This is a genomic window from Faecalibacterium sp. An58, from assembly GCF_002161515.1.
Taxonomy (GTDB): domain Bacteria; phylum Bacillota; class Clostridia; order Oscillospirales; family Ruminococcaceae; genus Faecalibacterium; species Faecalibacterium avium.
The window spans coordinates 189,991-210,929 of the sequence record NZ_NFHX01000003.1; the positions used below are offsets into that span (position 1 = coordinate 189,991).

24 protein-coding genes are annotated in these 20,939 nt (G+C 61.4%); 12 read left to right on the forward strand and 12 right to left on the reverse strand.

Annotated elements, in window-relative coordinates:
- The first annotated feature begins 10 nt into the window (after positions 1-10).
- A complete protein-coding gene (locus B5G12_RS04515; protein ID WP_087324046.1) occupies positions 11-1,420 on the forward strand; it encodes a glycoside hydrolase family 1 protein in 1,410 nt (469 codons plus the stop codon).
- Between the two features lie 75 nt (positions 1,421-1,495).
- On the opposite strand, the gene B5G12_RS04520 is transcribed toward B5G12_RS04515, so the two are convergent.
- The 11 genes from B5G12_RS04520 to hypA all read right to left on the reverse strand — a co-directional run bounded on the left by B5G12_RS04520 (position 1,496) and on the right by hypA (position 10,849).
- Positions 1,496-2,455 (reverse strand): NTF2 fold immunity protein, encoded by a 960-nt coding sequence (locus B5G12_RS04520; RefSeq protein WP_087324047.1) that lies wholly within the window; start codon positions 2,453-2,455, stop codon positions 1,496-1,498.
- A 46-nt stretch (positions 2,456-2,501) separates the two neighbouring features.
- Entirely contained in the window at positions 2,502-2,750 is a 249-nt protein-coding gene (locus B5G12_RS04525; RefSeq protein ID WP_087324048.1) for a hypothetical protein, read from the reverse strand.
- Positions 2,751-2,789: 39 nt separating this feature from the next.
- The gene (locus B5G12_RS04530) at positions 2,790-3,761 is read right to left on the reverse strand and encodes a hypothetical protein (protein ID WP_087324049.1); all 972 of its coding nucleotides are present in this window, start codon (positions 3,759-3,761) and stop codon (positions 2,790-2,792) included.
- The gene (locus B5G12_RS04535) at positions 3,730-4,050 is read right to left on the reverse strand and encodes a hypothetical protein (protein ID WP_242955930.1); all 321 of its coding nucleotides are present in this window, start codon (positions 4,048-4,050) and stop codon (positions 3,730-3,732) included. Before B5G12_RS04535 ends, B5G12_RS04530 begins: the two co-directional genes overlap by 32 nt.
- A gap of 14 nt (positions 4,051-4,064) precedes the next feature.
- The gene (locus tag B5G12_RS04540) at positions 4,065-4,766 is read right to left on the reverse strand and encodes a hypothetical protein (RefSeq protein ID WP_087324050.1); all 702 of its coding nucleotides are present in this window, start codon (positions 4,764-4,766) and stop codon (positions 4,065-4,067) included.
- Between the two features lie 459 nt (positions 4,767-5,225).
- Complete coding sequence (gene hypE, locus B5G12_RS04545; RefSeq protein ID WP_087324051.1) at positions 5,226-6,227, reverse strand: hydrogenase expression/formation protein HypE; 1,002 nt, start codon at positions 6,225-6,227, stop codon at positions 5,226-5,228.
- Between the two features lie 12 nt (positions 6,228-6,239).
- Positions 6,240-7,340 (reverse strand): hydrogenase formation protein HypD, encoded by a 1,101-nt coding sequence (hypD, locus tag B5G12_RS04550; protein WP_087324052.1) that lies wholly within the window; start codon positions 7,338-7,340, stop codon positions 6,240-6,242.
- On the reverse strand, positions 7,327-7,548 hold the full coding sequence (locus tag B5G12_RS04555; protein WP_087229751.1) for a HypC/HybG/HupF family hydrogenase formation chaperone: 222 nt from the start codon (positions 7,546-7,548) through the stop codon (positions 7,327-7,329). The genes hypD and B5G12_RS04555 overlap by 14 nt, the downstream gene beginning before the upstream one ends.
- A 16-nt stretch (positions 7,549-7,564) precedes the next feature.
- The gene (gene hypF, locus B5G12_RS04560; protein WP_087324053.1) at positions 7,565-9,898 is read right to left on the reverse strand and encodes a carbamoyltransferase HypF; all 2,334 of its coding nucleotides are present in this window, start codon (positions 9,896-9,898) and stop codon (positions 7,565-7,567) included.
- Complete coding sequence (gene hypB, locus B5G12_RS04565) at positions 9,849-10,505, reverse strand: hydrogenase nickel incorporation protein HypB (RefSeq protein WP_087324054.1); 657 nt, start codon at positions 10,503-10,505, stop codon at positions 9,849-9,851. Before hypB ends, hypF begins: the two co-directional genes overlap by 50 nt.
- Positions 10,505-10,849: a hydrogenase maturation nickel metallochaperone HypA gene (hypA, locus tag B5G12_RS04570; RefSeq protein WP_087324055.1), complete on the reverse strand. Its 345-nt coding sequence runs from the start codon at positions 10,847-10,849 to the stop codon at positions 10,505-10,507. Before hypA ends, hypB begins: the two co-directional genes overlap by 1 nt.
- A 203-nt stretch (positions 10,850-11,052) precedes the next feature.
- On the opposite strand from hypA, the gene B5G12_RS04575 reads away from it, so the two are divergent.
- Genes B5G12_RS04575 through B5G12_RS04600 form a run of 6 tightly spaced genes read left to right on the forward strand, consistent with a single transcriptional unit; the run spans position 11,053 to position 16,313 of the window.
- The gene (locus B5G12_RS04575; protein WP_242955931.1) at positions 11,053-12,948 is read left to right on the forward strand and encodes an NADH-quinone oxidoreductase subunit 5 family protein; all 1,896 of its coding nucleotides are present in this window, start codon (positions 11,053-11,055) and stop codon (positions 12,946-12,948) included.
- Positions 12,945-13,808, forward strand: a complete 864-nt coding sequence (locus tag B5G12_RS04580; protein WP_087229738.1) for a respiratory chain complex I subunit 1 family protein — start codon at positions 12,945-12,947, stop codon at positions 13,806-13,808. Before B5G12_RS04575 ends, B5G12_RS04580 begins: the two co-directional genes overlap by 4 nt.
- Positions 13,809-13,822: 14 nt before the next feature.
- Positions 13,823-14,275, forward strand: coding sequence for an NADH-quinone oxidoreductase subunit B family protein (locus B5G12_RS04585; protein ID WP_087229735.1), 453 nt, complete (start codon positions 13,823-13,825; stop codon positions 14,273-14,275).
- 17 nt (positions 14,276-14,292) lie between these two features.
- Positions 14,293-14,640 carry an NADH-quinone oxidoreductase subunit C gene (locus B5G12_RS04590; RefSeq protein WP_087324056.1) on the forward strand — a complete coding sequence of 116 codons (348 nt, stop codon included), beginning with the start codon at positions 14,293-14,295 and terminating at the stop codon, positions 14,638-14,640.
- A gap of 6 nt (positions 14,641-14,646) precedes the next feature.
- The gene (locus B5G12_RS04595; protein ID WP_087229729.1) at positions 14,647-15,726 is read left to right on the forward strand and encodes a hydrogenase large subunit; all 1,080 of its coding nucleotides are present in this window, start codon (positions 14,647-14,649) and stop codon (positions 15,724-15,726) included.
- 5 nt (positions 15,727-15,731) lie between these two features.
- A complete protein-coding gene (locus B5G12_RS04600; RefSeq protein ID WP_087324057.1) occupies positions 15,732-16,313 on the forward strand; it encodes a 4Fe-4S binding protein in 582 nt (193 codons plus the stop codon).
- Positions 16,314-16,537: 224 nt separating this feature from the next.
- On the opposite strand, the gene B5G12_RS04605 is transcribed toward B5G12_RS04600, so the two are convergent.
- On the reverse strand, positions 16,538-16,882 hold the full coding sequence (locus B5G12_RS04605; RefSeq protein ID WP_144064093.1) for a hypothetical protein: 345 nt from the start codon (positions 16,880-16,882) through the stop codon (positions 16,538-16,540).
- 615 nt (positions 16,883-17,497) lie between these two features.
- Between B5G12_RS04605 and B5G12_RS04610 the strand changes: the two genes are divergently transcribed.
- The 5 genes from B5G12_RS04610 to B5G12_RS04630 all read left to right on the forward strand — a co-directional run bounded on the left by B5G12_RS04610 (position 17,498) and on the right by B5G12_RS04630 (position 20,934).
- Positions 17,498-17,797 (forward strand): hypothetical protein, encoded by a 300-nt coding sequence (locus B5G12_RS04610; protein WP_087324059.1) that lies wholly within the window; start codon positions 17,498-17,500, stop codon positions 17,795-17,797.
- A 26-nt stretch (positions 17,798-17,823) separates the two neighbouring features.
- Positions 17,824-19,302, forward strand: coding sequence for a Y-family DNA polymerase (locus B5G12_RS04615; RefSeq protein WP_087324060.1), 1,479 nt, complete (start codon positions 17,824-17,826; stop codon positions 19,300-19,302).
- Between the two features lie 10 nt (positions 19,303-19,312).
- On the forward strand, positions 19,313-19,795 hold the full coding sequence (locus B5G12_RS04620; protein WP_087324061.1) for a YolD-like family protein: 483 nt from the start codon (positions 19,313-19,315) through the stop codon (positions 19,793-19,795).
- A gap of 166 nt (positions 19,796-19,961) precedes the next feature.
- Positions 19,962-20,168, forward strand: a complete 207-nt coding sequence (locus B5G12_RS04625) for a helix-turn-helix transcriptional regulator (RefSeq protein WP_087229963.1) — start codon at positions 19,962-19,964, stop codon at positions 20,166-20,168.
- Between the two features lies 1 nt (position 20,169).
- Positions 20,170-20,934 carry a DUF3169 family protein gene (locus B5G12_RS04630; RefSeq protein WP_158099677.1) on the forward strand — a complete coding sequence of 255 codons (765 nt, stop codon included), beginning with the start codon at positions 20,170-20,172 and terminating at the stop codon, positions 20,932-20,934.
- Positions 20,935-20,939 lie beyond the last annotated feature (5 nt).

Sequence of the window (20,939 nt, forward strand, 5' to 3'; positions counted from 1 at the left end):
GAGACCAGGTATGTATTTCCCGAAAAACTTTTTGTGGGGCGGCGCCACGGCCGCCAACCAGTGCGAGGGCGCCTACGATGAGGACGGCAAGGGCCTGTCCATCCAGGACGTTCTGCCCAAGGGGTTCAAGGTGATCACCGACGGCCCCACCCCCGACAATCTCAAGCTGCGCGGCATCGACTACTATCACCGCTATAAAGAGGACATCGCCCTGTTTGCCGAGATGGGCTTCAAGGTGTACCGGTTCTCCATCGCCTGGAGCCGTATCTTCCCCACCGGGGAGGAGGACCAGCCCAACGAGGCGGGCCTGCAGTTCTACGACCGGGTGATCGACGAGTGCCTGAAATACGGCATCGAGCCGCTGGTCACCATCAGCCACTACGAGACCCCTCTGGCCCTGGCCAAAAAATACAACGGCTGGAGCAGCCGCATCCTGATCGATTTATACCTCAAATACTGCCGGGTGCTGTTTGAGCGGTACAAGGGCAAGGTGAAGTACTGGATCACCTTCAACGAGATCAACTCGATCCTGCACCAGCCCTTCATGAGCGGGGCCATCCTGACCCCCAAGGACCAGCTGAGCAGCCAGGACCTGTACCAGGCCATCCACCACGAGCTGGTAGCCAGCGCCCGGGCGGTGGAGATGGCCCACCGCATCGACCCGGCCTGCAAGGTGGGCTGCATGATCCTGGCGGTGACCATCTATCCGCTGACCTCCAATCCCGACGACATCATCGAGGTGATGCGCCTGGACGACGAGAACTACCTCTTTGCGGACGTGCAGGCCCGGGGCGCCTACCCCTATTTTGCCGCCCGTCTGTTTGAGGAGAAGGGGGTCAGGCTGGAGATCACCCCCGAGGACCGGGAGGCGCTGACTCACACGGTGGACTTTGTCAGCTTCAGCTACTATTCCAGCAACTGCGCCTCGGCTGACCCCACCAAGGGAGAGCCCACCGGCAGCAATATGACCACCAATCTCAAACGCAACCCGTATTCCAAGGTCAGCGAATGGGGCTGGCAGATCGATCCCCAGGGCCTGCGCTACACCCTGAACCGCCTGTATGCCCGGTATCAGAAACCCCTGTTCATTGCCGAGAACGGCCTGGGAGCCAACGACACCCTCATCCCCGACGGCCACGGCAGCTTTACGGTGGAGGACGACTACCGCATCCGGTACATGAACGACCATCTGGTGCAGGTCAGCGAGGCGCTGCACGATGGGGTGGATGTGATGGGCTACACCGCCTGGGGCTGCATCGACCTGATCTCCTGTTCCACGGCCGAGATCAAAAAGCGCTACGGCATGATCTATGTGGACCTGAACAGCGACGGCAGCGGCACCCTGGCCCGCTACCGCAAAAAGAGCTTCGGCTGGTACAAGGAGGTCATCGCCTCCAACGGCGAGAGCCTCCAGAAATAAACAAAATGCAAAAAGGCGGCTGCACCCGAGCGGGGTGCGGCCGCTTTTTCGCTTATAGCATCCCTTATGCCTTCCTCACAATCCCGTTCGCTGCCAGCCGTCCAGCCGTTCCTGCACGGCGTCGATCTTCCAGCCCTCGCCCACCCGCTTCATGAGAAAGCGGCGGTCAAAGCCGGTGTTTTTCTCTCTGGTGTAGATATAGAGTTTGTTCTTGGTGATCTGTTCCGCGTCCAGAAACTGCTCCCCGTTGTAGGTGCCCTGGGCGCTGTACGAGAGGCCCAGGGGCCGATAGCCCGGACGGGGCTTTTCGCTCACATATTTCTCCCAGATCGCCAGCAGGCGGGGCACAGCCTCGGCGTCCTCAAACCCGGCCTGCTCCATATACCGCTCCCATTCCGTCATTTCGGCAAAGAAAGCGGACAACACCCTGCGGCATTCCTCCGCAGCCTGTTCGTCCAGCTGGACGGGCTTTTTGGCCTTCTCCCGCTGAAGCTGGGAGAAGTGCTCCATCTGTCCCTGGGTGAACTGCACATGGGCCACCGGCTGGATGCGGCTGTTGCCGGCAACGGCCAGCAGGCCCTCACAGGTCACAGCGGTATGGTCGATCTGGATGTGGGAGAGTTTGGGGATGGAGGCCGCCTGGCGCAGCCCGGCATCGTCCAGCCCGGTGCGGCCCAGGGTCAGAAGATCCAGCTTGCAGCTTTGCAGGGCGGACAGGCCGCTGCCGTTGATGGCGGTGTTGCCGTCCAGCAGCAGGTAGCGCAGCTTGGGCATGGCAGAAAAAACAGGAAAACAGGCGTCGGTGAGCGCGCCGTCCTCCACACCGAAGTTGGTCATGCTTTTGTGCCCGGCAAAAGGGGAGAGCAGTTCATCGGTCACCGGATAGCCTTTCACATGGAAGCCCGCCAGGGCGTAACCGGCCAGCCACTCCATGATCTCTGCGGTCAGCTCCGGGACTTTCAATTGCTTCTCTTTGTCGAAGGTCAGGAAACCGTTTTCCCAATCCGCTGTCCGCGTCCGTTTTGGCCATTCCATAGCTTGCCTCCTTGCTTCTGCGTTCGATCTGCTGGGAAATCTCTTTTCAAATATCCCAGTCTATGAAATCTTCATGGTTCCATACAAAATGCTGATACAAGCGCTTCAGATGTTCCTGCTCCTCCCGTGAGAGCTTCGCCCCGTTTTCATACCGCAAAGTGTCGGCATACAGGATAAACCCATCCACTTTTCCGGATGAAGCCCGAAACTCACCATTTCCAATCATGGCAACATCCCCACATTCAAATGTAACCGAAGAAGAAGTGGTGTGGATTTTCGTAATTGCTTCGATCATTTGGCAATATCACCCCGCGTCTCCGGGCTGACCCATTTTTCACCCGGATGTCTGCACCCGGATCACGGGCCGGCAGAAGTCATAGTCGCCGTTCAATTCCTTGTCCTCCTGCACTTCCGGCTTGCAGTGAGGGGAACAGGGCAGGTAGCCGAGAAAAATTCCAAGTCCGCCGCAGATATTGCAGCCGCCGTCGCCGCCGCAGGTGGTAAACGCATCGGCTTTTACGACCTCCCGCTTATAGGGGTCGTAGGCGATGGACAAGCCGAAGAAGTTGGACTCCTCCATGTCGTAGGGCTTGCCTTGATCTTCCTCACTTTCAAAGTGATGCAGGTGCATGGAGTAATCCATCCCATCCCCCCAGGGGAACAGGGTGCGGCACCCGCCGCCGCACAGGTAGGCCCACTCGTCCACCGTAGGCAGCGAAAGTCCCTGCTGTTCCAACCCGGCAAGAAGCGCATCGTAGTCTGTGCGGTTATAGATCCAGATCTGAAAGCCGTTTTTCATCCGCTCAATGCGGGCCGACTGATGCAGGGTCAGGCTGTCGAGATCGCTCCAGGCGAAGTCCCGGAACTTCTTCAGCCAGTCCGGATGGGCGGTCACTCTGGGATCGGACATCTTGACCGGCTCCCAGCAGAGCTCCTCCAGCTTTCGCCCCACCAGCATAGGGCCGATGGTCGCCTGGCGCACGGGGGCCATGACCGCCCGGACCAGCTCCTCCGGGGCCTGTTCGATCTCCCATTCCTGAAACAGATCGTCCAGCTCCTTCCGGCTGTCGGGATCCAGCCCCACAGCGAACCGTTCCCAGCCCAGGGTGACGGTATCGCCGGGGACAAAGACGAACTCCCGGCCGTCTTTCTCAAACAGGCCGGTGGTACAGCTCTGCCCCCACCGGTCAAAGGCATGCAGGCCCAGAAAGGTCATTTGATAGCGGGCGGCCAGGCTTTCCATCAGCGCCTGCTTCCCGGCGGCATCCATCCGATCAAATGCGGGGCGGAACCAATTCTCGTTCATAATAAGACCTCTTTCCATTTGCTCCGGCAGACTGTGATTCCTTTTCCACAAGGCGAACCGCCTCCGTCAACAGCTTGGGAAGCTGATTCCGTTCTGCTGTTTCATACTGCTGGACTGGATGTGTCCAATCAAAATTTTGAATGATAGAAAGGATGTATCTGTCCTGATACCATCCCATATCCAGCAGAAAGCGGTTCGGATATTCCACTTGCAGCATATCTTCTTTTTGTGTGATATCCAGAAAGATGATCTTTCCAGTGCCAAAATCCATCTTTGACCAGACTTGCACAGCAAAATTCCTCCTCACGATTCTCCGAAATGCTCCAGATATAACTCTCGCACGGAATAGGGGCCTACAAGAGTCTTTTTCTGTCGGCCATCCCAGGAATATACATGAATTTTGCCACCATCCCCAATGTACCGCTGTTCCTCAAAGGGTGCGGGAAAGGGGAAGCTTTCTACGATGCTCCAGTCGATCTTGGGCTTCAGCCCATCAAACTCCTCGCGCTTGAGCCTTTTGAAATTGAACACCAAGGCCGCTCCAATTCCATCGAAAAGCAAATCTGTGTATTCTCTGGGGGTAATATTCTCGCTCACGTTGGCAGCTTTGATGTCCACGTTCAGAACCTTGTCGCCGCAGTTTGTCCATATTTTATTGGGAGAGAACCAGGTAGTCCGATCCTTGCCGCCTGCAAAATCCTCGCGGAAATAGCTTCTGTTTGCGCTGTCCATCTGGACCCCTTCCCGAAGCGGCCCGTTGTACGGGGAAAGCGGAAAATACCGGTGTTTTGCCGGGTCAAACTGGCCAAACGAAATGTTCAACAGATACCCATGCTTCTCACTGCGCATAAGCTTGTGTGGCTTCACAATGTTTTCTTCGATGAAACTCCAAATGTACTCGTCCACATGAATAGATACACGAGGGCGGCTGAATAATGTGATCTTGTAGTGATCCTCTCTGTCCATTCTCTCCGTATTGAACCAAATACGATAAATTTTAACCATAGTTATCCCCTCGCGTAATTTCTGCCAACGACACTTCTGCTTCCGCCTAAAAAAGTAGTTCACCGAAAAACAGTCTGAGAACCACGGCAGATAATGTTTCAAGCTGTGGCTTGCTGAGTTGATATGGTGTTCTTCCAGATACCGCAGAACCTTTCGGTTGTCCCGCACGACATTTCATTCTGCGTGATCCGGCGCAGGGCGTAAAAAGGCCGCATAAAACCAGACTTTATCCGGAGCGCAGATACAGACCCTTCAAACAGAAAAGATCGAAAGCCGGAGAAAAGTTCGGCGTCGAATGGCAGAGGAAAGGCGTTCATGCAAAACCTCTTCTATGGATGGCTGGATACGATCATTATACCACAAATCCCGGCAAAAGAAAAAGAAAAAACACAGCGGAACATAAAGAAACGTGGAGGCCACCTGTGGGCCTCCACGTTTTTGTTGGAGCGGGCAAAAGGATCAGCAGATGCGGGGGAGCTGCGCCCCGGTCAGTTTGCCGAGGATGCGGCTGCCGCCAAAGCTGTTGCGCAGTACCACCTGGCCGGGCCGCCTGGCGGTGACCCGGCCGATCTGGGCCGCGCCCTCGCCGCCGGGCACCGCTTGCAGCGCCGCCAGGACAGCAGAGGCCGACTCGGGGGCGCAGACTGCCAGCATCCGGCCCTCACAGGCGGAATAAAGGGGGTCCAGGCCCAGCAGGCTGCAGGCGGCCGCCACAGGCGGGTCCACCGGGATGGCGTCTTCCTCCAGCTCGATGCACAGGGACGAGCCTTCGACAAATTCGTTCAGGGTGGTGGCAACGCCGCCGCGGGTGGGGTCCCGCAGCATCCGCACCCCGCCGGCCTCCAGGGCGGCGGCGCTCAGCTGATGCAGCGGACGGCAGTCGGACAGCAGGGCGCCCTCGCAGGGCAGGTCCCCGCGCGCCATCAGGACGGCTGCCCCATGGCAGCCCACGCTGCCGCTGACCAGCACGACGTCCCCCTCCCGCAAAGCGCCGCGCCCCAGGCCGGGAGCGCGCAGCACGCCTACGCCGGCGGTGTTGATGTAGATGCCGTCGCCCCGGCCATGCTCCACCACTTTGGTGTCGCCGGTGACGATCTGCACCCCGGCCTGCCGGGCGGTCCTGGCTGCCGAGTCCACAATGGCCCGCAGATCATCCAGGGCAAAGCCTTCCTCCAGGATGAGGGAAAAGCTCAGATAGTGCGGGACGCCCCCGGCCATGCACAGGTCGTTGACGGTGCCGCAGACGGCCAGCTTGCCGATATCCCCGCCGGGGAAGCGCCAGGGCGACACAACGAAACTGTCGGTGGAAAAGACCGGCGGGCCGTCCAGTGCGGGCAGCACGGCGCCGTCCCCCAGCTGGCTGAGGGCTGTGTTGGCAAAGGCCGGCACCAGGATCTCGTCGATCAGCTGCGCGGTTTTCAGGCCGCCGCTGCCATAGTCCAATGTGATGATATCCTGCATGATCTACCTCTCTTAAGCTTCCCTGTATTTCCACGCCGCCGCGCAGGCCCCCTCCGAGGACACCATGCAGGGCCCCACCGGGTCGGCAGGGGTGCAGGCGCGGCCAAACAGGGGACAGTCCTGCGGGGCGCACACCCCGCGCAGCACCGCGCCGCAGCGGCACCCGGGGGTCTCGGCCTCCGGCGCCGGCGTGAATCCGAATTTTTTGGCTGCGTCCCAGGGGGCAAAGGCGGGCCTGAGGGCAAGGCCGCTGGCCGGGATCTCCCCCAGGCCCCGCCACACGCTGGAAACCGGCTGGAATACCTGCTCCATGGCGGCCCGGGCTGCGGGATTGCCGGCGCTGCGCACCAGGCGGGTATACTCGTTTTCCAGGGCAGGGCGGCCTGCGGCGTGCATCTGCGCCAGCCGCCAGACGGAATAGAGGATATCCCCGGCCTCAAAGCCGCTGACCACGGCGGGCAGGCCGTATTCTTCGGGCAGGAAGGAGAAGGCCTCCGCCCCGGTGATGGCCGCGACGTGCCCCGGGCACAAAAAGCCGTCCACCTGGAAGTCCGGCGCCTCGATCAGGGCACGCAGGGCGGGCTCGGTCCGCTTGAGCAGGCAGAGCACCGAGAAGTTGGAGATGCCCTCCTCGGCGGCAGCCAGTATACAGGCGGCAGTGCCGGGGGCGGTCGTCTCAAAGCCCACCCCCAGAAAGACGACTTCCGCCGAAGGGTCGGACCGGGCGGCGGCCAGCGCGTCCATGGGGGAGTAGACGGTCAGGACCTTCGCGTCCAGGGCACGGCGCCGCAGCAGGGTGTCCCCCCGGACGGTGCCGGGCACCCGCAGCAGATCGCCGTAGCTGGCGATGACTATGCCCGACCGCCCGCTCAGCTCCAGCACCGCGTCGATGGCGCCGGCCGGCGTCACGCAGACCGGGCATCCCGGCCCAGACACCAGCCGGACCCCCGGCGCAAGCAGGCTGCGCAGCCCCGCCTGGGCGATGGCCATGGTGTGGGTGCCGCAGATCTCCATGATGCGCAGGGGCCGCGGCCCGGCTGTCAGGCCGCGGATGGCGTCCACCAGGGCGGCGGCGTTTTTGGGGCGGCGGAAGGCCGCCTCACTCGGCGGCATCGATGGCCTCCTGGATGCAGGCCAGGTTTTCTTTGGCCTGCTGTTCGGTCAGCTTTTCGATGGCAAAGCCGGCATGGACCATCGCGTAGTCGCCGGGCTGGATGCCGGGGACAAAATCGACCCGCAGCTTCTGGGTCAGCCCGCCGGCCTCGCCCACGGCCTGCTTGCCTTCCACCGACAGGATCTTGAGGGGTACGGCCAAACACATGGTGTTTCACTCCTTTTCATTCTGTCTGCCGTGCGCGGGCCGCAAGGGCCAGCTGGCCCAGAGCCAGACCTTCGTCGCTGGCGGAGACGCGGTGGTGGCTGAATACGGCGTACCCATCCCCCTCCAGCAGACGCGTTGCTGCGCGCAGCAGATATTGATTCAAAAAGACCCCGCCGGACAGCACCACGGGCAGCCGGTCCGGGTTGAGGGCCCGGCACTGCTCCAGCGCCATCCGGGCGAGAGCGTCCATAAAACCTCTTGCAATGGCGGCAGGGGACACCCCCGCCGCGATGTCGGCGCACACGGCGGCCACCAGAGGCCGGGTGTCGAACCGGCGGACCTCCCCTTCCGGGCCGTAGGCTGTGGGATAGTCCCGGCCGGGGATCTCCCCGCAGGCCAGCGACTCCAACAGGGCAGGGGCCTGGCCGTCATAGCCGGCGTCTACCCGGCCGGACAAAAGCGCATAGACGCCGTCGAACAGCCGTCCGATGCTGCTGGCGCCGGGGCATGCGATGCCTTTTTCCAGCATGGCCAGCAGGGCTGTCTGTCCGGGCAGGGCACGCAGCAGCGGCAGAGCCTCCCGAACTTCGGCGGGCACGCCGGCATCCCAGGCCAGCGCCAGGCCGATGCGGCCGATCTGCCGCACCGCCGCGTCGCCCCCCGGCAGGGGAACGGGCCGGATCGAGCCGGCCCGCCGGAATCCGTCGTAGCCCCCGCGCAGGAACTCGCCGCCCCAGATGCTGCCGTCGCTGCCCAGACCGGTGCCGTCCCACACGATGCCGAAGGCGGGGCCTTCCAGCTGGTTGTCGGCCATGCAGGCCGCCATATGGGCCCAGTGGTGCTGCACCTGCAAAAGGGGCAGGCCCCGCTTGGCCGCCATCGACTGCGCCTCCCGGGTGGAAAAATAGTCGGGGTGCAGATCGCACACCAGCACCCGGGGGGTTATCCCGAACAGATGCAGCTGCGTTTCGAGGGCGGTGCGGTAATGGTCCAGCGTCTCGGCGTTTTTCAGGTCGCCGATGTGCTGGCTGAGAAAGACATGGCGGTCCCGCCCGGCGGCAAAGCCCGCCTTCTGTTCGGCCCCGAAGGCCAGTATCCCGTCGGCTTCATCGGACGGCATGGCCAGCGGCTGGGGGGCATAGCCCCGGCTGCGGCGGAAAAAGTATTCCCGCCCCTGCCAGAGCGCTGCAAGGGAATCGTCGCAGCGGTTCACGATGGGGCGGTCGTGCAGAAGGTAGCCGTCCGCGATCCCGGCCAGACCGTCCAGGGCCTCGGCGTTATCGGTCATGACGGGGCAGCCGGGGCGGTTGGCGCTGGTCAGGACCAGGGCCGCCGGGCCGCCTGCGGTGCCGTCCGCCAGCAGGACATGGAGGGGGGTGTAGGGCAGCAGGATGCCCAGGCGGCGGTTTTCGCTCAGGCAGGCAAGGCCCGTCGTGCCGGGGCGCTTTTGCAGCAGGACGATGGGCCGCCGTGGGCTTTGCAGCAGGGCGGCTTCCGGATCCGACAGGATGCAGAGCTGCCGTACCGTGTCGAGATCGCGGCAGAGGACGGCCAGGGGCTTTTCGGGCCGGTGCTTGCGCTGCCGCAGACGGAGGACGGCTGCCTCATCCCGGGCGTTGCAGGCCAGGTGGATGCCGCCGGTACCCTTGACCGCCACCGTCCGGCCGGCGGCCAGAGCCTGTTGGGCCAGGGCGATGGGATCGCCGGGGACCGCCCGGCCTTCCTGGTCCAGATAAAAGACATGGGGGCCGCAGACGGGGCAGCAGTTGGGCTGCGCGTGGTAGCGGCGGCTGCGGATGTCGGCATATTCGGCGGCACAGTCCCGGCACATGGCAAAGCCGGCCATCGAAGTGTTGGCCCGGTCATAGGGAAGGGCCCGGAGGATGGAGAACCGGGGCCCGCAGTCGGTGCAGTTGATGAAGGAATAGCGGTAACGCCGGCCGGCCGGGTCGGCCATCTCCCGCAGGCAGGCGGGGCAGGGGGCAAGATCGGGGGCGGCCAGGGTGGCCGCACTGCCGGCGGTGCTGGGCCGGATGGCAAAGGATGTTTCCCCCAGAGCGGCCATGGGCTGCACGTCCAGCTGTTCCACGGCGGCCAGGGGCGGCGGCTCGGTGCGCAGGGCGTGGATGAACGCCTCGATGGCGTCGGGCGGGCCTTCCAGCTCCATCTCTACCCCGGCGGGGGTGTTGCGGGCCCAGCCGCCCAGCCCCAGACGTGCGGCAAGCCGGTGGAGGAAGGGACGGAACCCCACCCCCTGCACGATGCCGGCGGCCAGGATATGGACCCGGCGGGCGCCCGGCTCAGGCCAGCGCGGCACGGATGCGACCGGCCAGATGGGCGGCCAGCTCATCCAGGCCGTCGCCGGTGCGGACCGACAGCCGGAACAGCGGTCCCTGGGGGTTGACGCCGCGGTAGTCGGCCGTGACGCGCTCCAGATCAAAATCAAAATAGGGCAGCATATCGCATTTGGTCAGGACCAGGCAGTCGGTGTCGGTGAACATGAGGGGGTATTTGGCGACCTTGTCGTCCCCCTCCGGGATGCTCAGCACCGTCAGCCGGAAGTTCTCGCCGATGTCGAATTCGGCGGGACAGACCAGGTTGCCGATGTTCTCCACGAACAGCACGTCCAGCCCGTCCAGGTCGAACTGGGGCAGGATGTGCTGGATGCTCATGGCCTCGATGTGGCAGGCCCCGTCGGTGTTCAGCTGCACAGCGGGGATGTTCAGGGCGGCGATCTTCTCGGCGTCGATCTGCCCGGTGATGTCCCCCTCGATGACACCGATGGCAAACTGCTCCCGCAGGCGGGCGATCAGCGCCGTGAGCAGGCTGGTCTTGCCCGCGCCGGGGCTGCCCATCACATTGATCAGGCACACCTTGTGCTCGCGCAGGGTGTCGCGCACCTGGGCACTTACGTCGTTGTTCCACTCCATGACCTGATGCAGGACTTTGATCTCCATTATACGTCTACCTCCAGATTGTCTACCAGTAATTCACGGCCCGAAAGCCGCTGCAGGTCCAGGCCGCCGCAGAAAGGGCAGGCGATATGGCGCCGGTCGATCTCGCCTTCCTGCCCGCAGGTACGGCAGCGCACCCGCAGCGGCAGGGTCTTTGCTTCGATCTTCGCGCCCTCGGCGATGGTGCCTTTGGCCAGCACGTCCAGGTACATCTGGACGCACTCGGGCACCACCCCCGAAAAGGGGCCGATGGTCAGCCGGATGGTCCGGATGCGCCGGGCGTGCTGCACCTGGGCAGCTTTGAGCGAAATATCCAGGATGCTCTGGGTGATGGCCAGCTCATGCATGGGACGTCCCTTCCTTTCCCGGGGCGGCCGCCCCGCAGACTTCTTTCATTATAGCACCGCGCAGGGGAAAATGCCAGAGCACCGGCACTCTGCTTGTGAAAAAATAAACAAATCAGCCTGCGCTCTTGTCAACCGGGAAAAAGGGGAGTATAATGACAAAAGTGACAAAATAAACGGTTTTTCTTCTAAAGGGAGCGTGTATTATGGGCGCAATACCAATCCTACTGATCGTATGGCCGGCCCTTGCGGCGGCCGTCCTGCCCTGCATCCAGGACCGCAGGGTGCGCGGCGGCGCTGTGTATGGGGCGGCTGTGGGCGTGATGGTTCTGGCTTCGGCACTGCTGGCTGCCTGGATGGCAGGCGGCGCGGGCCGGGTGGAACTGTACGTCGAGACAGAGCTGATCGACCATGCCATGCTGCTGGGCGAGCTGGTCCTGATGGGGCTGATCATCCTGCTTTCCATCCGGCACCGCAAGTACCCCATCATCCTGCTGTCGGCGGGGCAGACGCTGCTGGTGGCTTGGTCCGAGCTGACCGACCCGGTCAGCCCGGCGGCGCATATGCGGGTGGACGGCCTGGCCATGCTGCTGTGCATCATCGCGGCGTTTGTGGGCGGCTTCATCTGCATCTATGCGGTGGGCTACATGAAGGCCTATCACCAGCACCATGAGGACTACATCGACCGCAGCGGCTTTTTCTTCTCGATGCTGTTCCTTTTCCTGGCGGCCATGTTCGGGCTGGTGCTGTCTGAGAACCTGGTCTGGATGTACTTTTTCTGGGAGATCACCAGCGTGGTCTCCTTCCTGCTGATTGGCTACACCCGCACCGAGGAGGCGGTGAGCAACAGTTTCCGCGCTCTGTGGATGAATTTGCTGGGAGGCTTCGGTTTTGCCGTGGCCATTGCCTATGCGGCGGCGGTGAACGATACCGTCCAGCTGACTCAGGTGGTGGCGTCGGGCGCGGCCATCCCGGTGGTGCTGCTGGCCTTTGCGGCCCTGACCAAGTCGGCCCAGATGCCTTTTTCCTCCTGGCTGCTGGGCGCGATGGTGGCGCCTACCCCTTCCAGCGCGCTGCTGCACAGCGCCACCATGGTCAAGGCGGGAGTCTATCTGCTCATCCGGCTGGCCCCGGCGCTGGCCGGTACCCTGAGCGGCGTGATGGTCTCTTTCATCGGCGGGTTCACCTTTATCGTGTGCAGTATGATGGCCATTGCCCAGAACGACGGCAAGAAGGTGCTGGCCTTCTCCACCATCTCCAATCTGGGCCTGATCGTGGCCTGCGCCGGCATCGGCGTGGAGGAGACGATCTGGGCCGCCGTGCTGCTGACCATCTTCCACTCGGTGGCAAAGTCCCTGCTGTTCCAGGCGGTGGGCTCCATTGAGAACAGCCTGGGCAGCCGTGACATCGAGTCCATGCACGGGCTGCTGCTCCGCCTGCCCAAGCTGACCTATCTGATGGGCATCGGCATCGCGGGGATGTACCTGGCCCCCTTTGGAATGCTGATCTCCAAGTGGGTGGCGCTGAAATCCTTTGTGGATGCCGACAACTATCTGCTGGTGCTGTTTTTGGCATACGGCAGCGCCACCACCATGCTGTACTGGACCAAGTGGCTGAGCAAGCTGGTCTCCCTGCACCACACCAAGGAGATCGCCCGGGACAAGACCTACGGGAACCAGTACCTCTCGATGTTCATTCACGCGGGGGCCATGCTGCTGCTCTGCCTGCTGTTCCCGCTGGTCTCTTCCCGCATCGCTGACCCCATCGTCCGCGCCCTGTTCGGCGCCTCCCACGAGGTGCTGTCCATGGATGTGCTGACCACCATGGCGGTCATGCTGGTGTCGATCCTGTTCGTGCCCACCCTGATGTTCCTGCTGACCCGCAGCGCCCACAGGGATTATGTGCCCATCTATATGGGCGGCGCGAACATGGGGGACAATACCTATTTCGTCAACAGCTACGGCGAACCGGAGCACCTGTACCTGAGCAACTGGTATCTGCGCTTTGAGTTTGGCCGGCGCCGCCTGATGCGGCCGTCGGTGATCGTTTCGGCCGGTGTGATCGCCGTCATGCTGTGCATGGTGATCGGGGGTGCGGTATGATGCAGGTTGTCAGTGTGATCCTCTATTTGCTGCTGGCCCCGCTGGCCGGCGCGCTGCTGGACGGAGTGGACCGCAAGATCTCGGCCCGGATGCAGGGCCGTCAGGGCCCGCCTCTGCTGCAGCCCTTCTACGATCTGGGCAAGCTGTTCACCAAGCAGATGCTGGCGGTCAACAGCGTGCAGATCTTCCTGCTGCTGAGCTATCTGATCTTTCTGGCGGTGTCGGGTTCGCTGCTGTTCGCAGGGGCGGATATCCTCATGTGCCTGTTCATCCTGTCCACGGCGGATATGTTCCTGGTCATGGCGGCATCCAGCGACTCCTCCCCCTTCTCGACGCTGGGGGCCGGCCGTGAGATGATCCAGATCATGGCCTACGAGCCCATGACCCTGCTGCTGGCGGTGGGCTTCTATCTGGCGACCGGCTCGTTCCAGGTGGCGGATATCATCAGCCAGCCGGTCAGCGCCGTGGCGACCATGCCGGGCTTTTTGCTGGGGATGATGTTCACCATGGCCATCAAGCTGCGCAAGTCGCCCTTCGACCTGTCCACCAGCCACCACGCCCACCAGGAGATCGTCAAGGGCCTGACCACCGAGATGGCCGGCCCGGCCCTGGCGGTCATGAACATCGCCGAATACTACGAGATGACCCTGATGCTGGGGCTGGTGGCGCTGTTCTTCCTCAACAGCAATCCCATCAGCTGGCCGGTGGCCATTGCCGCCTGCCTGCTGGTCTACTTCCTCGAGATCCTGTGGGACAACGTCAGCGCCCGCGTCAAGTGGAAGGCGCTGCTGGACAGCTGCTGGGTATTCACCCTGCTGACCGGCGGCCTGAACGGTCTGATCCTCATGCTGATCCGATAAAGGGGGCGAACACAATGACAAACAAACTGGCAAAATCGCCCTGGCTGCTGCACTACGACGGCAGCAGCTGCAACGGCTGCGACATCGAGGTGCTGGCCTGCACCACGCCCAAATACGACATCGAGCGGTTTGGCATCATCAACACCGGCGACCCGTTCCAGGCGGATATCCTGCTCATCACCGGGGGCGTCAACCACCAGAGCGAAAGCGTCATCCAGCAGATCTATACCCAGATGCCGGAACCGAAAGTGGTGGTGGCGGTGGGCATCTGCGCCTGCACCGGCGGCGTGTTCAAGGACTGCTACAACATCAAGGGCGGCGTGGATACCATCATCCCGGTGGACGTCTATGTGCCCGGGTGCGCCGCCCGCCCCCAGGCCATCATCGACGGCGTGGTACAGGCGCTGGAGATCTTGCAGCGCAAGCGGGAGGACTATGCCGCCCGACGCCGCAGCGGCCGCGCATAAAAAGGAGGACAACGGGAATGGAAGCATGCAATACCATTGAGCCGATGGAGATGGCCGGGTTTGTGCCAGCGGTGCTGCGGTTCAAGATGGACGGCTGGCGGGTCGTACAGATCTGCGCCGCCCGCCTGCCGGAAGGCTATGAGCTGAGCTATTCCTTTGGCAAGGGATACGATATGCGCACGCTGCGCCTGACGGTGGGGGAAAACGAAAAGGTCCCCAGCATCACCCAGATCTACCCCGGCGCATTTTTGCAGGAGAACGAGGCCGCCGAGCTGTTCGGCGTCCAGATCGAGGATATGGTGCAGGATTATCACGGCAAGCTCTACCGCATCGCGGAGGAGACGCCGTTCAAGCATAAGGGGTGAGAGGGAATGGCAAAACAGAGTATCGTGCCTTTTGGGCCGCAGCATCCCGTCCTGCCGGAACCGGTGCATCTGGACCTGGTTCTGGAGGATGAGGTGGTGGTCAAGGCGGTGCCCAGCATCGGCTTTGTCCACCGCGGACTGGAAAAACTGGTCGAGACCAAGGATTACAAGGAATATGTCTACATCGCGGAACGGGTGTGCGGCATCTGCAGCTTTGGACATGGGCTGGGATATTGCCAGTGCCTGGAAAAGATCATGAATGTGGAGATCCCGCCCCGGGCGGCCTACCTGCGCACCATCTGGATGGAGATGAGCCGTATCCACAGCCACCTGCTCTGGCTGGGCCTGCTGGCCGATGCGATGGGCTTTGAGAGCCTGTTCATGCAGAGCTGGAAGCTGCGGGAACAGATCCTGGACATGTTCGACATGACCACCGGCGGCCGGGTCATCTTCTCGGTCAACTGCGTGGGCGGCGTATTGAAAGATATGGATGACACCATGCTCAAGACGCTGGTCCGGACGGTCAACGACATGGCGCAGGAGCTGCGCCCGGTCGCGGAGGCCTTTCTGCGGGATTACACGGTGGGCACCCGTCTGCATGGGCTGGGCGTGCTGAGCGCCGAAGACGCCCGGATGATGGGGGCTGTGGGACCCATGCTGCGCGCTTCGGGGGTGGAATACGATGTCCGCAAGCTGGGCTATGCGGCTTACGGCGACCTGGAGCTTGAGCCGGTCACCGCATCGGACGGCGATTCCTTTGCCCGGTGCGAGGTGCGCATCAAGGAGATCTTCCAATCTTTTGACCTGATCCGTCAGGCTGTGGACAAGATCCCCCAGGGACCCATTGCGGTGCCTGTCAAGGGGAACCCCAACGGCGAGCACTTCATGCGGATCGAGCAGCCCCGGGGCGAGGCGATCTACTACGTCAAGGCCAACGGCACCAAATTCATCGACCGGTTCCGCCTGCGCACCCCCACCACAAGCAACATCCCGCCCATGCTGGAGATGCTCAAGGGCTGCCAGCTGGCTGACGTTGCGCTGCTGATCCTGACCATTGATCCCTGTATCAGCTGCACGGAGAGGTGAGAAAGATGGACCACAAACACGATCAGACGACGCCCTGGAAGCTGTTCCCCTTTGCGGGCACAGTGATCAGGAACCTGTTCTCCAAGCCGTGCACCACAGGCTATCCTTTCGAGCCGGCCCAGTATCCGGAGCGGATGCGCGGCCATGTGGAGATCTGCGTGGAGGACTGCATCAGCTGCGGCCTGTGCGCCCGCAGCTGCCCGCCCGGCGCGCTGCAGGTAGACCGGGCCGCCGGTACCTGGACCATCAACCGGTTCGACTGTGTCCAGTGCGGCAACTGTGTCAACGTCTGCCCCAAAAAGTGCCTTGCCATTGTGCCTGGCTACACGGCGCCTGCCGCACAGAAGGCCAGCGAGACTTTCACCCGGCCCAAGGCGCCGGATGCCGCGCCGGCGGGCAAGGCCGGCGGCAAGCCGGAGAACGATGCCGGCAAGTGCGTTTACTGCACCCTCTGCGCCAGAAAATGTCCCCAGAACGCCATCACGGTGGACCGCGCTTCCAAGACCTGGAAACTGGACGCAGCGGCCTGCGTTGGCTGCGGCCTGTGCGCCGCCGCCTGTCCCAAGAAATGCCTGACCCTCAAATAAAGGCTAAAGGCTGCCGCCAGACTGCGGTAGGGCGGGAAAAGATAAAAAGACGCGGTTTGCCGGCTCATTCGATGGAGCTGTGCAAACGGCGCCTTTTTATTTTGCGGAACAGATTCGGGAAAAGACTGCAAAAAACAGGGGAGCCTGTTCCTGCCGCGCGGCTGCGCGCAAAAAGAGGCTCCCTCTGCGGGATCGTTGTTTGACCGAGTGACCGGCGAAATGGCTTACTGGTTCAGTTTGCCGATGATCTGATCCATGGTCATGCCTTCGGTCAGCAGTTTCTGGACGGTGGAGTCCAGCTCCGTTTTCTGTGCATCCAGAGCGGCTTTGGCCTCGGCGTTGACCTTTTTGGTTTCCAGCTTGGCAATGGCATTGTCGGTGGCTTTGAGCGCAGCGCGGTTGGCTTTGAGCTGGGCTTTCAGGGCGTTGATCTGATCGAGCGTCTCCGAAATATTCTGCTCCAGCTGCGCTTTTTCGGCAGCCTTTGCCTCAATGGCGGCGACGTAATCGGCTGCAGAGGACAGCTTGCCGGTCTTGGGTTTATTCTTGCTTCCTTTGGGTCTGGGCATGATCATACTCCTCCTAAAAATGGGGTGGATTTTCTTATTGGAAATATAACATAAATTTTATGCTTTCACAATATCTTTTCTGTCGAAATAAAATCTTTCACATTTTGGGAATAAAAAACTTCTTATCGAACCTCCGGATCCGAGGAGCCAAAAAAGCAAAAAATATACCCGGGCGATATCCGATCCGCCGCATGAAAAAGATATCCAAAATGCTGCGCCTGCGCAGAAAAAACGATTCCTGCGGCCAAATGTATTTTTCAAAAATCGCTTTACGCAGCCGGCGATTTTTGTTATGCTTAAAATGTATCTGAAAATTCCTCCACGCGGTTCGATTCTACCCAAAAGCGCCGTCCGCCGCGCTGCATTCCATCATCCGGAGGTGGCGCTTTTGGGAGGATCTCTCGGCAGGTTCGACTTCTCAGATACGCCCTAACGCATGTAACGTGATCCCAAGGACAAGATTGCTCTTTTGGCCCCGCCCGTCCCGGGAGCGGGGTCTTTTTATGGGATAAAAGCAAAACATTAGGTTGTTTTAATGATATCTATTGACAACTTTGACCCTCTGCGATACCATATATACAAAGGATCAAAACCACTGTCAGGAAGGTGACTCCCATGGAAGGCCGCAGAGCTGCAAAGGCCCACACTGAGCGCATCTACGTCAAAGTGACATCCGAGTTCGACACCACCGGTTCCATGGTGCCCCTGTCCATCACCTGGGCGGACGGGCGCACCTTTGCCATCGAGGCGGTGCGGGATTTCCGCCCGGCGGGGGCGGTGGGCAACGACAGGGCAGGAGACTGCTTTACCGTCCTGATCCAGGGGCGGGAACGGCGCCTCTTTTTCGAGCACATCGACCCGCGGTTCATCGGGCGGGTGGGCCGGTGGTTTGTGGAAAAGACCGTCACCGCGTGAAGTTCCGAGAGGGGAGGGAAGCTGTTATGTCCGGCCCGCGCACCTATTTTGCCATCGACCTGAAAAGCTACTATGCCTCGGCGGAATGCGCTGCCCGGGGCCTGGACCCGCTGACCACCAACCTGGTGGTAGCGGACGCCAGCCGCACCGAAAAGACCATCTGCCTGGCGGTGTCGCCCTCCCTCAAGGCTCTGGGCATCCCGGGGCGGGCACGGCTGTTCGAGGTGGTGCAGAAAGTCAAGGAGGCCAACGACGCCCGGCTGCGGGCGGCCATCCGCAGCCGCGCCGCCATGAAAAAGGAGGGCAAATGGTCCCTCGCCGCTCCCAGCTATGACGCCAAAGCCCTGGCGGCGGACCCCTCTCTGGAGATCAGTTACCTGGTGGCCCCGCCCCGGATGGCCTACTACGAAAAAGTGTCCCGGCAGATCTACGGCATCTACCTGAAATATGTGGCCCCCGAGGACATGGTGGTCTACTCCATCGATGAGGTATTCATCGACGCCACGCCCTATTTGACTTATTACAATATGGGTCCTCACGACCTGGCCAAAACCATGATCCGGGAGGTGCTGTACACCACCGGCATCACCGCCACGGCGGGCATCGGCTCCAACCTCTATCTGGCCAAACTGGCCATGGACATCACCGCCAAGCACGCCGCCCCCGACCAGGACGGCGTCCGCATTGCCGAGCTGAACGAGGAAGCCTTCCGTTACCTGCTGTGGGACCACAAGCCCCTCACTGACTTCTGGCAGGTGGGCCCCGGGACGGTGCGCCGGCTGGAAAAGCACGGCATCCACACCATGGGGGAGCTGGCCCGGGCCAGCCTCTGCGACGAGGATATGCTGTACCGGGAGTTCGGGGTAGACGCGGAAATTTTGATCGACCACGCCTGGGGCATCGAACCCTGCGGCATGAAGGAGATCAACGCCTACCAGCCTGAAACGAACAGCCTCTGTGAAGGGCAGGTGCTCTCCTGTCCCTATACCTGCGAAAAAACACGTCTGATCGTCCAGGAGATGACCGACAGCCTGGTCTATCAGCTGATGGACAAGGGGCTTGTCACCGACGGGCTTACATTGGACATCGGCTACGACCGGGAAAACTGCGACAGCGGCGGTTACCGTGGACCGGTGCAGATCGACCGGTATGGCCGCACCCTGCCCAAGCCCAGCCACGGCAGCGTCCGGCTGGAGTCGGCCACCAACCTGGGCAGCCAGCTGCAGGCCGCGGCTACGGCTTTGTTCGACCGCATCGTCAATCCCAAGCTGACGGTCCGCCGCCTGACCCTCACCGCCAATCGGGTGGTAAAGGATCCCGGCATCTTCCAGACCGACTTTTTCACCGACGCCGCCAAGCTGGAAAAAGAAAAAAGCCTCCAGGAGGCCATGCTGGGCCTCAAGAAGCGCTTTGGCAAAAACGCGGTGCTCAAGGGTTCCAACTACCTGGAGGGCGCCACCATGCGGGACCGCAACGGGCGGATCGGCGGCCACAAAGCCGAGTGAGGGCGAGAATATGGACGACTACAAAAACACCAAAGAAGGCCGCATCGCCGGCCAGAAATACGCCGATCTTTTGCAGATGGAGCGTCCCGAGCCCTCCGTTAAACATCCCCGCATGAGCCTGGGCAGCCGGGCCAAGATCTTCAGTCCCTTTGCGGCGCTGCGGGGCTTCGATGACGAGCTGGCGGAGGAAGGTGCCCAGACCCTGCGTGTGGCCCGGGCAGAGCTGTCCGAGGAGGAGAAGGCCTCCCTCTCGGCCCGGCTGGCTGCTCTGCGCCGCGGCATGACCATCACAGTGCGGTATTTTGTGCCCGATCTGCTCTGCCCGGCCGACCCGCCGGTGGGCCGCTACAAGACCGTGACCGGCGCCGTCCAGGCCCTGGACCCGGTGCGCAAGACCCTGCGCCTTGCGCTGGACAGTCCGCATACAGGCCCTGGGGTGGAGAAGGAAAAGGCTGCCGTGATCCTGTACGAGAACATCGAAGAATTGACTTGAGTTGTATCATGGAGCGACCAAAAAGCGATTTTTATGGGGACGGTCGCAACGTTTTTGGAAAAGTTTGCTTTTCCTGTTGACAAGGATCTTTGTCAGTGGTATTCTGATTATGACAATTATAGTTGTCATAATGACGGCTTTAGTTGTCAAATTGGAGGGACGAAATATGCCGCTTTACAATCGGCTCAAGGAACACCGGGCCCGGCTGGGAGTCAATCAGCAGGAGATGGGGCGCCTGGCAGGCGTGTCCCGTCAGACCATCAGCCAGATCGAACGGGGCGATTACTCTCCCTCCGTGACATTGGCGCTCAAGCTGGCAAAACTCTGCGGGGTCACGGTGGAAGACATTTTTTCGTATCAGGAGGATGACTGAGATGAAAGATTTTGTGAAGCAGGACAATCTCCGTGCGCTGCCCAAATTCCTGGCACTTGTGGCAGGGTTCACCGTATTGGGCGGTATCGGTGGATTTTTGGCTGCGATAGCGGCAAAGCCGGAGACACTGGAAGCCATCCGGGCCGGGCTGGACCGAGTGATGAATATGGCCAGTCCCTGGGGGATCCCGGTAAGCGGTGCGGTGCTGCTGTTTCCTGCATGGCTGTACTACCGTTCGGCCCGCAGGCTGTATGGGAACTGGGATCCTGACATGGAAGAAGGCGCCGAAGATGAGATTCGCCGGCGGATGAATTTCTTGCTGCTGCTCATGCTGCTGTTTACCAACCTTGAGACAGTCTTTGCGTTCTTTTTTCTGGCTGCCAGCTTCCAGTATACCTATGCCCCGCTGAATGTGGTCCTGTTTTTGATCGCTATGGCCTGTATCATCCTTTTGCAGCAGAAGGTGGTGGATTTGACCCGCAGCATAAACCCGGAGAAAAAGGGCAGCGTCTATGACTTGAAGTTTCAGAAGATCTGGTTTACCAGCTGCGACGAGGCTGAGCGGGCCCAGATCGGCCAAGCCTCTTTTCAGGCCTACCGAACCACCACGGTGACCTGTATGATCGTCTATCTGGTGTTGACCCTGATGAACTTCATGGCAGGAACCGGGCTTCTGCCGGTATTGGTTGTCCTTGTGATTTTCGGGGCGCTTCAGGTAAGCTACCTTCTGGCCTGCATCCGGGCGTGCCGGCGTGCTCAGCACTGAAATAT